This window comes from Sandarakinorhabdus sp. (genome assembly GCF_041689835.1).
Taxonomy (GTDB): Bacteria; Pseudomonadota; Alphaproteobacteria; order Sphingomonadales; family Sphingomonadaceae; genus Sandarakinorhabdus.
Genome location: NZ_JBDNFM010000060.1, coordinates 14,758 through 28,365, shown reverse-complemented (window position 1 = coordinate 28,365; position 13,608 = coordinate 14,758). Strand labels below are relative to the sequence as shown.

Sequence of the window (13,608 nt, the reverse complement as noted above, 5' to 3'; positions counted from 1 at the left end):
GCAGTACGCGGCAATGCAGCGTCGCGCCGCTGCGCACGATCGCACCGACGATCATGGTCGTGCCGATTTCCGCCGCGAGTTCGCCCAGCGCCGCGACTTCCGGCCCGTCCAGCTCGATCGCCTGTTCCCAATAACGCTTGAACGCATCGCGCCCGCCCGCCGTGCGATAGCCCAGCCGCACACCGAAATCCGCGCCTTTGGGATATCCGCCCAGCAACGCCTCGGGCAGCACCAGCAGATCGGGCCGCGCATCCGTCAATTCCCCCCTCCGCGCCATCAGCGCATCCAGCGTTTCGGCCGTGGTTGCCCGGCTGCCGATCTGCAACGCCGCCAGCCGCGCCGTGCCCGTTTGTATCGTCATGTCGCGCCCTCCAATTGATCCATTGCCCACGCCGCCGCTTCGGCCACCACGGCATCATCACTGCCAAGATGCGCCGCCACCGCCGGCAACAGCGCCGCCGCGCCGCTGTTGCCCGCCGCATAAAGGCAGTTGCGGATGAAACGCGCCACGCCGATGCGCTTGATGGCGCTGCCGGAAAACAGCGCCCTGAACGCGACATCATCCAGGCGCAGCAGTTCCGCCAGTTTGGGTGCGGTCAATTCGGCGCGCGGCAAAAATGCCGGCTCCTCGGTCGCCTTGGCAAAACGGTTCCACGGGCACACGCTCAGGCAATCGTCGCAGCCGTAAATGCGGTTGGCCATGGGCCCTCGAAATTCGGCCGGGATCGGCCCTGCATGCTCGATGGTCAGATACGCCAGGCAGCGCCGCGCATCGAGGCGGTAAGGTTCGGGAAAAGCATCGGTAGGGCACGCCGTCTGGCAGCGCGTGCAGCTGCCGCAGCGATCCGCATGCGGCGCGTCGGCCGCCAGATCGAGCGTGGTGTAGATCGCCCCCAGAAACAGCCAGCTGCCATGGCTGCGCGACACCAGATTGCTATGCTTGCCCTGCCACCCCAGTCCCGCGGCCGCCGCCAGCGGCTTTTCCATTACCGGCGCGGTATCGACGAACACCTTCACGTCTCCGCCCGCCTGCCCCACCAGCCAGCGCGCCAGTGTTTTCAAGCGCTTCTTGATCAGATCGTGGTAATCGCGGTTCCACGCATACACCGAAATCACCCCGGTATCGCCTTGGCCAGCCAGTCGCAGCGGGTCCAGCGGCGGGGCATAACTGGTGCCCAGCATGATCACCGATCGCACTTCGGGCCACAGCCCCGCCGGCGACGCGCGTTCGTCGGCGCGGTTCTCCATCCAGATCATGTCTCCGTGGCAGCCATCGGCCAGCCATCGCCGCAGCCGCGCGCCGGCCTGCGGCACCGCACCGGCCGCGGTGATGCCGATATCGGCAAAGCCAAGCGCCAATGCCTCGGCCTTCAACGCCGCGATCAGCGGAGCGTCGCCAGCCAATCGACCACCATTGCCGTTACCCGGACTTCCAGCTCGCCCCAGAACAGCCAATGCGGAGCGCCGGGCAATTCGTGATAATCCACCCGCCCAGCAAGGCCCCGCGCCGTGGCCCGCGCAATGCCGGGCGGGGTGATGCGATCATTCAGCCCCACCACCACCAGCGCCGGCTGGCCCAGCCGGGCATAATCCACCCGCGTAACGCCCCCAAACAACGGCGGCAGCGCCATTTCGCTCAGAACACGCCCCGAATCCCATACCAGCGCGGCGATTTCCCGGGCCGTCACCTCTTCAGGCACGCCGTTGAAAATGCCCCAGCGCGCGCCTGCTTCGTCACCCAGCGTCGGCTTTTCCCACCAGCCCCATTTCAGCACAACATTCTTGAGCGTGCGAACCTGGTCCAGGCTGGGCGACTGGCTGTTGGCCGCCGCCGCCGGTGACAGCAGCACCAAGCCCGCGTGGGGAATCCGCGCCGCCACCATCTGCGCCAGCAGGCCGCCCATCGAATGGCCACGGATCACCGGCCCAATGCCATTCGCCGCCCCCAATTTACCGGCTTCGGCCACCAGATGATCGACATAGGCGGTGATCGACAATTCCCCCAGCGCCGCATGCGGCGGCAGGCTGGCCGGGCGATCGTGGAACGGCAGCGCCGGTGCATGGCAGGTGTGGCCTTGCGCCTCCAGCGCCAGCCGCAGCCGATCGAATGTGGCCGGCGTCGACCACATGCCGTGGATGAGGAGAACTGGCGGTTTCAACACACCACGCCGGTTGAAGCCAGCACGCCCAGCGTGACGATATCCGAAGCACTGGAATTCATCGGCACGATCTGCACGGGCAAGGCCATATTGACCAGCATCGGGCCAACCACGTGCAGGCTGGCGACTTCCTTGATCAGCTTGGCCGCGATATTGGCACTGTGCAGGCCGGGCATGATCAGCACATTGGCCGGGCCAGAAAGCCGGCTGAACGGATATTGCGCCCGCATCGCCGGATTCAACGCCACGTCGGCCGACATTTCGCCTTCATATTCAAAACCAACCTGGCTTTTATCGAGGATCTCGATGGCGCCGCGCAGATTATCGACAAACTCGCCGCGCGGGTTGCCGAAATTGCTGTACGACAGGAATGCCACGCGCGGTTCCTGCCCCAGCCGGCGCGCCACGGCGGCGGTCTCAACGGCGATGGTCGCCAGCGTCTGTGCCGAGGGTCGTTCCGTTACCGTGGTATCGGCGATGAAAATCGTCTGCTGCTTGCCCACCAGCATGTGGATGCCGAACGGGCGGCGGCCCGGCGCCGGATCGATGACCAGGCGCACCTGGCGGTAGGTGGTGGCGAAATTGCGGGTGACGCCGGTGATCATCAGATCAGCCTCGCCCATCGCCACCAGCAGCGCGCCAAATACGTTGCGTTCGTGATTGACCATGCGCTGCACATCACGGTGCAGCATGCCGCGCCGCTGCAGGCGTTCGTACAGGAAATCGACCATGCGCGGCACCAACGGGGAAATGGCGCTGTTGTGGATTTCAAAGCTTTCGGGATCTTCCACGCCCAGCCGCGCCAGCCCTTCACGCACTGGCCCTTCGCGCCCCACCAGCACCGGCGTGCCATAGCCGCTGTTTTTCCAGTTCATGGCCGCGCGCAGCACGACATCCTGTTCGGCTTCGGCAAAAACCGCCCGGCGCGGCCGGCTTTGCGCGTTTTCAATGGCGCCTTGCAGGATCGAGGTGGTGGGGTTCAGCCGCCCGCGCAGTTCGAGGCGATAGGCCTCTTCATCGAAAAACGGCTTGCGCGCCGCGCCCGATGCCATCGCCGCCTTGGCCACGGCGATGGGAATATGCTCGATCAGGCGCGGATCGAACGGCGCCGGGATGATATATTCCGGGCCGAACGTGCGTGCCTTGCCGCCATACGCCGCGGCCACTTCATCGGGCACCGGCATCCGCGCGAGGCTGGCGATGGCGTTGGCCGCCGCCAGCTTCATTTCCTCGTTGATGGCAGTCGCCCGCACATCCAGCGCGCCCCGGAACAGATAGGGGAAGCACAGCACATTATTGACCTGGTTGGGATAATCGCTGCGCCCGGTGGCAACGATGGCATCCTGCCTGACCTTAAGCACCTCTTCGGGCGTGATTTCCGGATCGGGATTGGCCATGGCAAAAATGATCGGATTGGCCGCCATGCTGGCCACCATTTCCGGGCTCACCGCGCCCTTCTTCGACAGGCCCATGAACACATCGGCGCCCACCATCGCCTCTTCCAGCGAACGCGCCGGCGTATCGGCAGCATGCGCCGATTTCCACTGGTTCATGCCCTTTTCGCGGCCCTTGTAAATCACGCCGCTGGTATCGCACATGATGACATGGCGCACGCCGTACAGCTTGATCAATTCGGTGCAGGCAATCGCCGCCGCGCCGGCACCGTTCACCACCATCTTCACATCTTCGGGTTTGCGCCCGGTCAGGTGCATGGCGTTGATCATGCCCGCCGCCGCCACGATCGCCGTGCCGTGCTGATCATCGTGGAACACCGGGATGTTCATCCGTTCCTTCAGCGTGGTTTCGATGATGAAGCACTCAGGCGCCTTGATATCCTCAAGGTTGATGCCGCCGAACGACGGCTCCAGCAGTTCCACGCAGGCGATGAACTTGTCGACGTCCTCGGTGTCCACTTCCAGATCGATGCTGTCGATATCGGCAAAGCGCTTGAACAGGACCGCCTTGCCTTCCATCACCGGCTTTGATGCCAGCGCGCCCAGATTGCCCAGGCCCAGGATAGCAGTGCCGTTGGAAATCACGGCGACCAGATTGCCCTTGATGGTATAATCATAGGCGCTGTCAGGGTCGGCGGCGATGGCGCGCACCGGCGCGGCGACACCCGGCGAATAGGCCAGGCTCAAGTCGCGCTGCGTCGCCATCGGTTTCGATGCGACAATGTCGATTTTCCCGGCCTTGCCCATGCGGTGATAGGCCAGCGCCTCGCGGTCACCGAAATCCTGCCCAAGATCCTTGTCGTCGTTTTTGCTCATCGCTGATTTTCCGTTGTGCCCCGGGCCATGAAGTTAGGGATAGGATTGTGGCAGCAAAGGGGCAAGCGCTTTGGCACTGGATGCTATCGGCTCCGTGCGGTCGCACATCTTTGCAGCCCACCCTTTGCAGCAGCGCCCGCGTCGCGCTATCGCAGCCGTATGACGGCCGCTTCCCCCATGATCAGCCAATATCTGGGCCTCAAGGCCGAGGCGCGTGACGCCCTGCTGTTTGTTCGCATGGGCGATTTTTACGAACTGTTCTTCGAAGACGCCGTCGCTGCCGCCGCCACGCTGGATATCACGCTCACCAAACGCGGCGAACACGCCGGCCAGCCAATCCCGATGTGCGGCGTGCCCGTCCACGCCCACGAAAACTACCTCGCCCGCCTGATCCGCGCTGGCCACCGCGTCGCCATCGCCGAACAGGTGGAAAACCCGGCCGATGCAAAAAAACGTGGCAGCAAAAGCGTCGTCGCCCGCGCCATCGTTCGCATCGTGACGCCCGGCACCCTCACCGAAACCGCTCTCCTCGAACCCCGCCGCGCCAACTGGCTGGCGGCACTGGCCGGCGAAGCCCCCAACGCCGGGCCGAATGCAGGATTGGCCTGGCTCGATCTGTCCACCGGTGCCTTCCACACCCGCGCCGGTTCCCTCGCCGAACTCAAAGGCGAAATCGCCCGCCTTGCGCCCGCCGAACTGCTCGTTCCCGAAACCAGCCCCCACCAAGGGGCCACCCCCCGCCCCGCCGCCGATTTTTCCGCCGCCCGCGCCGGGTCCGCGCTCAAATCCCGTTTCGGCGTTGCCACGCTGGATGGCTGGGGCGATTTCTCGCCCGCAGAACTCGCCGCCGCCGGCGCGCTGCTGGCCTACGTGCACGAAACCGCCCGCTCGGCCGCTCCGCTCATCCTGCCGCCGCGCCAGGAACTGCCCGGCAGCCGCATGGCCATCGACGCCGCCACCCGCGCCAGCCTCGAACTCGCCCGCGCCGGATCGCGCCACAGCGTTGAGGCCGCCATCGATCGCACCGTCACCGCCGCCGGCGCCCGCCAATTGGGCCAGGATATCGCCGCGCCGCTCACCGATCCGCACCTCATCGCCGCCCGGCTCGATCTGGTCGGCTGGTTCATCGCCGATCCCATCACCCGCGCCGGCGCGCGCGAACCCCTTGCCGGCCTGCCCGATATCGCCCGCGCATTGGCCCGCCTCAGCATCGGCCGCTGGAGCCCCCGCGATTTGGGCCAGCTCCACACCGGCCTGTCCCGCGCGCTCGGCCTCAAGCACGCCCTCACCGCCCGCGCCGCGCAAGCAGCAGTCGCCGGAGGACCGCCTTCGCTGCTTGCCGAAACCCTCGCGCAAATCGGTACTGGCAGCGGTGGGGGTTTGGGCGCACTCGTCGAACACCTCGCCCGCACGCTGGTCGATGAACCGCCCATCGAACTGCCCGGCGCCGTCCGCCCCGGCCTCGATGCGGCGCTTGATGCCCTGCGCGACACTGCCCGCAATGGCCGCTCAGCTGTTGTCGCGCTCGAAACCCGCCTCAAATCGGAAACCGGTATCAGCGCCCTGAAAATCCGCCACAACAACGTGCTGGGCTATCATATCGAAGTCCCCGCCGCCCGCGCCGACCCCCTCCTGCGCAGCGACAGCGCCTTCATCCACCGCCAGACCATGGCCGGTGCAGTGCGGTTCAGCTCCCCCGAACTCGGCGAACTCGGCACCAAAATCGCCCAGGCCGCCGATCACGCGTTCGCTGCCGAAGCCGCCCACCTCGAAGAACTCCGCGACGCCGCCCTCGCCCAAATCACCGCCATCGCCGCCACCGCCGCCGCGTTGGCCCGCCTCGACGTCGCCGCCGCGCTGGCCGAACTGGCGGCTTCGGAAAACTGGTGCCGCCCCGCCGTGGACGCCTCCACCGCCTTCCATATCGAATCCGGCCGCCACCCGGTGGTCGAACTCGCGGTGCGCAAATCCGCCGCCCGCTTCACCCCCAATGATTGCGACCTGTCGGCAGATCGCCGCGTCTGGCTCGTCACCGGCCCCAACATGGCCGGCAAATCCACGTTCTTGCGCCAAAACGCCCTCATCACCGTGCTTGCCCAAGCCGGCAGCTACGTGCCCGCCGCCTCGGCCCATATCGGCGTGGTGGACCGGCTCTACAGCCGCGTCGGCGCCGCCGACGATCTGGCCGAAGGCCGCTCCACCTTCATGGTCGAAATGGTCGAAACCGCCGCCATCCTCACCGGCGCGACCGGCCGCAGCCTCGTCATCCTCGATGAAGTCGGCCGCGGCACCTCCACCTACGACGGCCTCGCCATCGCCTGGGCGGTGCTGGAATCCGTCCACGACGATCTGATGTGCCGCTGCCTGTTCGCAACCCATTATCACGAGCTGGTGCCGCTCACCGCCAAGCTCACCGGCCTCGCCAGCGTCACCGTCAAAGTGCGCGAATGGAAGGGCGATCTCGTCTTCCTGCACCAGGTCGTGCCGGGCGCTGCCGACAAAAGCTACGGCCTCGCCGTCGCCCGCCTGGCCGGCGTCCCCGCCCCCGTCCTCGCCCGCGCCCGGGCCGTCCTCACCCGCCTCGAAACCCGCCGCGACCAGACCGGCGGCATCGCCGCGGGCATCGACACGCTTCCCCTCTTCGCCGCCCCCGCCGCCCCTACTGGCGACGAACTGCGCGAAAAACTCAGCACAATCGACCCCGACAACATCACCCCGCGCGAAGCGCTGGATCTGCTCGCCGACCTGAAAGCCCTCGCCGCTCCGGCCGGCAGCACCCGCTGACCCGCGCGCGCCGCCGGCCCACCGGCGTCAACCTGTGTTGCGAATATTGGGATCGAGGAAGATCGGCAGCCACATCTGCGGCTCTGTTATTTTTTCCTTTTTGGTCGGCACCAACAGGCCGATGTTCAGGCTGCGCGCATCGGCTGCATTGCGCACGCCAAAGCTGAAGCGTTCGGTGCCGGCAACGCTGGTATCGATCGGGGTGCGCCCGCAATATGAACTGCCTCCCGGCGACTGCAGCGGCGGAGTCAACACGGCCACCGAGGAATTGTTGCCGCCGGGATCAGGTCCGGTTGGCAGGGCGCCGCTGCGCGGCCGCAGGAAATGCACGCCGGGCTTGTTGCCTGTCGCCCCGATCTTCAGCACGATGGTCACCATCACATAATCCGAACCGGCGCTGGTGGTGTCCATGTCGAGGTTGGTGGGCCAGTTGTTTCCCACTTCATCCGCCGGTATCTCATCAACCTTGGTGTCAACGCCGTTGATCTCACGCACGATGATGCGCTTGACGCGGCGATTATTGCTCAGGCCGGAAAATACATCCTCCAGCGTCCACACGACAGCTGCTCCCGCTTTGCCGCTGCAAGTTGTGACAGGCACTTCGGTAAAGGAGTTCGCGCTGAAGACCACCGTTGGCACCGGCACCGTAATCGGCCCACCCGTGCCAGCCGGCCTCGCCACGTCCGGCGCCAAACCCGGCGCCGCCGTGCCCTGCTGCTCTGCGAAGGGGCTGGGCCGGTTGCATCCCGCCAACGCCAGCAGGGTTGCCATCAATGCGCCCCCGCGAACCATGTTGCGTGTCATCGTGCTCTCTCCTCTGTCAAACCACCCAGTTTTCGTTCTGCTGCCAAATCAAGGCCCCATTGATCGGTCAATAGATCGCCACCTGCGGCCAGCGTCGGCATTGCCGCCGCACCGCGCCGGGCAGCAAGGATCCGGCAAAAATTGGCAAGCTCATCGTTTTTCAGTCGGTTGAGATCGGCCTCGCAGTCGCCATTCAGTGCCGCCAACGCGGGATCATCGCGCCGCCGTGCCGCCGGCATGGCCAGCAGCGCCTTCAACCGCATCAGGTCAAACATCCGCACATGGGCCTTGCGCCGCACATTTTGCGGATCATTCGCGGCCAGTGCCTGCGCCTTGCCGCGCCCACTGGCCAGCAGCGGCAGTGCGGCTTCGGGGCGGCCGGCCTCGATGGCGATGCGGGCCAGCGCCAGCTCGTACGACACCAGATCGGCGGTCACCTGCCGGTCCTGCGGGTCGGTGGCGGCAAGATGGTCAAGAATGGCCTTTTGCCGGGCACGCGCCGCCAGGGCCTGGGCTGGTGCCCCGGCCATTCTTTGCGTATCGGCCAGCCACGCTTCGGTATCCGCCAGGCTGAACAACGTGTCGCGATTGCCGGGTCGCAGCGCATCGGCAGCAGAAAAAGCCTTCAATGCGCTGAGGAAATGGCCCTGCGCCGCTGCCGCGTCCAGCCGCGCGCGCAACGCCAGAACACCAAGATTGCTGTCGGCATAGCCGGCCTCCATCCACCATTCCGGCTTGCGGCGATCAATGGCCAGCAAGCGTGCGGCCAGGTCGCGATACGCGGCAAACGCCCGTCCAGCCTGTGCCCGGTCGCCGCCGTGCCAGCTGATCATGCCGACGAAATACTGGCTTTGTGCGTGGGCGAAAATTCGCGACGGATCATCCGGTGCCTTGGCGATCAATTGCGCCGTGGTGCGCAGCGCTTCGGCCGCCTGGGCCCGCGCCGCCGCCAGATCGCCGCGGCTTTCGTCATCCTCGGCAATCGCCAGCAGCAATTTGGCGCGCTGCTGCAAATCGGCATCGCTCAGGCCCGACAAGTCCTGCCCGCGCCAGCTGGCTGCAACGCCCTGCTTGACCGCAGTGAGCAGATCGAGCCGGCCAGCGCGCTTCAATTGCCCGCGCAGATCATCGAGCATATAATTCGACAACGCCCCGGCGCGCACCCGCTGCTGTTCAGCCGCCACCCGGGCATTGGCGGTTTGCAACATCAGCGCCGCCACCACCGCCATCACCGCCACCGCCGCCGCCGCCGCCAGCGCCAGCCTTTGCATCCGGCGCTGGGCATCGCGCTGCACCAGCACCCCCAGGCTGACATCGGCCATAACCGCCACCAGCTTGAGCAGCGCCAGCCGCTCGCCCTCGCCGGGAATATCGGCGGCCAGCGGCATCAGCGGCCGGCCATCACCCCGGTGAAGCAATTCGGGCAAAAACGCCGTGGCCGGGGTGCCCGTAAGCAGCAGCGGCAAGATACGATCATCGCCGTGGCGGGCGCAGAACATGGCGATCTCGCGCGCCACCCAGTCCGATTTCGCCGCCGCCGGGCTGCACAGCACCACCAGATACGCGCAAGCGCCAATGGCTTGGTCAACGGCTTCATCGATATCGGGCGCCGCCCGCATTTCATCGATATCGCGGAACACCGGGCGCAGCCGGCGGCCGTCTTCAGCAAAGGCCGGCCCGCCGCCCTGCAGCCGGCGCGGCAGCCGATAGGCTTCCAGCCAGCGCTGGATGCGCTGCGCCGCCTTCCCGTCTCCCCGGTTATACGAGAGGAAAACGGAATAGCGCGGCGTTGTGGAAACCATGTCCAAAATTGCATACCCCGCTAGCGGAGCTAAAGCTAAACATTTATTTACCGAATTCCAAATTTCTGCTTGGCCCCCTCCATGCGCCCTTGACCGCCCCGGCCCGCCCCGCCACCAGTTGGGCATGCAAACCCCAAGGCCAGGCTGGCAATTCTGGATCGATCGCGGCGGCACCTTCACCGATATCGTGGCGCTGCGCCCCGATGGCCGGCTTGAAACCGCCAAGCTGCTGAGCCACGCGCCAGAACACTATGACGATGCCGCATTGGCCGGGATCGCGCGGCTGCGGGGAGATGACGATGCGCCCATTCACGCGGTGCGCATGGGCACCACCGTGGCAACCAACGCGCTGCTCGAACGCCGGGGCGCACCCACCTGCCTTGCCATCACGCGCGGCCACCGCGATGCGCTGCTGATCGGGCATCAGGCGCGCCCCGACATCTTTGCACTGGAAATCAAGAAACCCGCGCCGTTGTATGAAATGGTTGTGGAAATTGACGAACGGGTGACGGCGGAGGGCGAGGTGCTGCGCCCCCTCGATGAAGCCGCCGCACACGCCGTACTGCAAGGCGCATTCGATGCTGGCTATCGCAGCCTTGCCGCCGTGTGCCTGCACGGCCACGCCCATCCGGCGCACGAAGCCCGCGTGGCTCAGATCGCGCGCGAAATCGGCTTCACCCAGGTCACCGCCAGCCATGAGGTTGGCGCGGTGATCCGCCTGGTGCCGCGCGGCAATACTGCCGTCGTCGATGCCTATCTGTCGCCGCCCTTGCGAGATTATGTAAGCACAGTCGCAGCTGGTCTGCCGGGGGTAAACCTCGCCTTCATGCAATCCAACGGCGGCCTGGCCCGCACCGGGCATTTCCACGGCCGCGATGCAATCCTGTCCGGGCCGGCGGGGGGCATTGTCGGCATGGCAGCGGCGGGGCGCAGCGCGGGGGAAAGCCGGCTGATCGGCTTTGATATGGGCGGCACCTCCACCGATGTCTCACTGTATGACGGGCACTATGAACGCGCTGAAGACGTGATCATCGCCGGCGTGCCGATGCGGGTGCCGATGCTGAAAATCGATACGGTTGCAGCCGGCGGCGGCTCGATCATCGCGGGCACCGGCGGCCGCATCAAGGTTGGCCCCGAAAGCGCCGGCGCCGTGCCAGGCCCCGCCGCCTATCGCCGCGGCGGTCCGCTTACGATCACCGATGCCAATGTCATGCTCGGCATCGTGCAGCCCGATCATTTCCCGGCGCTGTTCGGCCCCGGCGGGGACCAGCCGCTCGATGCAGACGCCGTGCGCGCCGGATTTGCCCGGCTGGGAAGCGCCATCGGCCAATCGCCCGAACAGGTGGCCGCCGGCGCGCGCGCCATCGCGGTGGAAACCATGGCGCAGGCCATCCGCCGCATCTCCATCGCCCGCGGGCATGATGCTGCCGCCTACACGCTCACCAGCTTTGGCGGCGCCGGCGGCCAGCACGCCTGCGCCATCGCCGATCAACTGGGCATGACCCGCGTGCTGATCCACCCTTTGGCCGGGCTGCTTTCCGCGTTCGGCATCGGCCTGGCCGAAGTGCGCGTGGTGCGGCAGCGCACGCTGAACTGGCCGCTCGGCCCGCACACCGATCTTGACGGCCCGGCGGCCGAGCTGGCGCAGCAGGCCCGCGCCGCACTGCTGGCGCAGGGCGAGACGGCGGCCGGGGTGCAGGTGAAAGCGCGCATCCGCTATGCCGGGTCAGACAGCGGGGTCGATCTGCCGCTGGCCGCTCCCGCCGACATGGCCAGCGCCTTTGCCGCCGAGCAGGCCAAACGGTTCGGCTTTGCCATTTCCGATGCCGATCTGGTGGTGGATGCGCTGATTGCCGAGGCGGTGGGCGAAACCCCGAATTTACCCGCAGCCCCGCCAGCCGCCGGCAGCGCCCCAGCAGCCGCCGGCAGCGCCCCAGCAGCCGCCGGCAGCGCCCCAGCAGCCGCCGGCAGCGGTGTATTGCATGTGGCCACCCACGACGTGTTTCTGGCTCACCGCCGGCAGCGCTGCGGCTTTTACAACCGCGCCGCGCTGCCGACTGGCTGGCGCATCGCCGGCCCCGCCGTGATCATCGACAGCGCCGGCACCACACTGGTCGAACCCGGCTGGCCAGCCGAGGTGGACCCGGCCGCCAACCTGGTGCTCACCCGCCAATCACCTCTCTCCGCCGGGGAGAGGCCGGGAGACGGCGCAGCCGGCCCGGGAGAGGGGTTGCCAGAGGGGCCCGATCCCATCCGCCTGGAACTCTTCGCCAACCGCTTCATGGCCATCGCCGAAGACATGGGCGAAGCCCTGAAAACTACCGCTTGGTCAGTCAACATCAAGGAAAGGCTGGATTTTTCCTGCGCGCTTTTCAACGGCGAAGGCCATCTGATCGCCAACGCCCCGCACATGCCGGTACACTTGGGCTCTATGGGTGACAGCGTGCGCACGGTCATGGGCAAATGGGCCGGCCACCCGCGCGGCATCAACCCCGGCGATGCCTTCGTGCTCAACAATCCCTTTGCTGGCGGCACCCACCTGCCTGACGTCACCGTGGTGATGCCGGTGTTTGCCGGCCGCCCAGCCCCGTCCTTCTGGGTCGCGGCACGCGGCCACCAGGCCGATATCGGCGGCATCACCCCCGGATCGATGCCGCCAGACAGCCGCACAATTGATGAAGAAGGCGTGTTGATCGACAACATCATATTGATAAATCAAGGAATATTTCTCGAAGTCGAAATGCTCGCCCTGCTCGGCAGTGGGCCATGGCCGGCCCGCGACCCGGCCCGCTGCATCGGCGATCTGAAGGCCCAGACTGCCGCCTGCACCCGCGGCGCGCAGGCCCTGGCGGCGTTGTGCCGGGCAGAGGGTGAACCGGTGGTTTCCGCCTTCATGCGTCACGTGCAGGATAACGCCGAAGAAGCTGTTCGGGCTGCGATTTCTCGTTTGAAAGATGGCGAACACACGGCTCCGATGGACAATGGCGCACGCATCTGTGTGCGCGTGTGCATCGATGCCGGCAGCCGCAGCGCCAGCATCGATTTCACCGGCACCTCGCCGCAACTGGCCGATAATTTCAATGCCCCCTTTTCGGTGGCGCAAGCAGCAGTGCTGTATGTTTTCAGGTGTTTGGCTGGAAATGATCTGCCGATGAACGATGGCTGCATGCGGCCGCTCCGCCTCATCGTGCCCGAAGGCTCCATGCTGCGCCCCAAGGCGCCCGCGGCCGTTGTGGCCGGCAATGTCGAAACCAGCCAGATCATCACCGACGCGCTGTTCGGCGCGCTGGGCGTGCTGGCGGCGTCGGAAGGTACCATGAACAATTTCACGTTTGGAAACAAAGACTACCAATATTACGAGACAATTTGCGGCGGTGCCGGCGCGGGAGACGGCTTCGCCGGGGCCAGCGCGGTGCAGACGCACATGACCAACAGCCGACTCACCGATCCCGAAGTGCTGGAAAGCCGTTTTCCCGTTCTGGTTGAAGAGTTCAGCATAAAGGCTTGTTCTGGAGGCAAAGGTCGTTGGCCCGGCGGTGACGGCGTCATCCGCCGCATCGTGTTTCGCGAAGCCATGACCGCTTCCCTGCTCTCCGGCCGCCGCCTTACACGGCCCTTTGGCTTGGGCGGCGGCGGCGGCGCCGTCCCGGGCAGTGCACGGGTCGAACGTGGCGATGGCCGGGTGGACCATCTCGCCGCCTGCGACCGCGCCGAACTCCTGCCCGGCGATTGCATCATCGTCGAAACACCCGGAGGCGGTGGTTTCGGGGGCGGATACGGGCGGTGACC

8 protein-coding genes are annotated in these 13,608 nt (G+C 66.4%); 2 read left to right on the top strand and 6 right to left on the bottom strand.

Features of this window, described 5'->3' with window-relative positions:
• From ACESL8_RS03125 to ACESL8_RS03110, 4 genes are all read right to left on the bottom strand, one after another.
• A partial coding sequence (locus ACESL8_RS03125) for a nitrilase-related carbon-nitrogen hydrolase (RefSeq protein ID WP_372915859.1) occupies positions 1-361 on the bottom strand: 361 nt, incomplete at its 3' end.
• Positions 358-1,404 carry a tRNA epoxyqueuosine(34) reductase QueG gene (gene queG / locus ACESL8_RS03120; RefSeq protein WP_372915857.1) on the bottom strand — a complete coding sequence of 349 codons (1,047 nt, stop codon included), beginning with the start codon at positions 1,402-1,404 and terminating at the stop codon, positions 358-360. The genes queG and ACESL8_RS03125, both read right to left, overlap by 4 nt.
• Positions 1,383-2,162, bottom strand: a complete 780-nt coding sequence (locus ACESL8_RS03115) for an alpha/beta hydrolase (protein WP_372915855.1) — start codon at positions 2,160-2,162, stop codon at positions 1,383-1,385. Before ACESL8_RS03115 ends, queG begins: the two co-directional genes overlap by 22 nt.
• Positions 2,156-4,429 carry an NADP-dependent malic enzyme gene (locus ACESL8_RS03110; RefSeq protein WP_372915853.1) on the bottom strand — a complete coding sequence of 758 codons (2,274 nt, stop codon included), beginning with the start codon at positions 4,427-4,429 and terminating at the stop codon, positions 2,156-2,158. The genes ACESL8_RS03115 and ACESL8_RS03110 overlap by 7 nt, the downstream gene beginning before the upstream one ends.
• Positions 4,430-4,588: 159 nt before the next feature.
• Between ACESL8_RS03110 and mutS the strand changes: the two genes are divergently transcribed.
• A complete protein-coding gene (gene mutS / locus ACESL8_RS03105; RefSeq protein ID WP_372915851.1) occupies positions 4,589-7,213 on the top strand; it encodes a DNA mismatch repair protein MutS in 2,625 nt (874 codons plus the stop codon).
• Between the two features lie 27 nt (positions 7,214-7,240).
• On the opposite strand, the gene ACESL8_RS03100 is transcribed toward mutS, so the two are convergent.
• Complete coding sequence (locus ACESL8_RS03100; RefSeq protein WP_372915849.1) at positions 7,241-7,771, bottom strand: hypothetical protein; 531 nt, start codon at positions 7,769-7,771, stop codon at positions 7,241-7,243.
• 242 nt (positions 7,772-8,013) lie between these two features.
• The gene (locus ACESL8_RS03095) at positions 8,014-9,819 is read right to left on the bottom strand and encodes a toll/interleukin-1 receptor domain-containing protein (protein WP_372915846.1); all 1,806 of its coding nucleotides are present in this window, start codon (positions 9,817-9,819) and stop codon (positions 8,014-8,016) included.
• Positions 9,820-9,943: 124 nt separating this feature from the next.
• On the opposite strand from ACESL8_RS03095, the gene ACESL8_RS03090 reads away from it, so the two are divergent.
• Positions 9,944-13,606 (top strand): hydantoinase B/oxoprolinase family protein, encoded by a 3,663-nt coding sequence (locus ACESL8_RS03090; RefSeq protein ID WP_372915844.1) that lies wholly within the window; start codon positions 9,944-9,946, stop codon positions 13,604-13,606.
• The last annotated feature ends 2 nt before the right edge of the window (positions 13,607-13,608 follow it).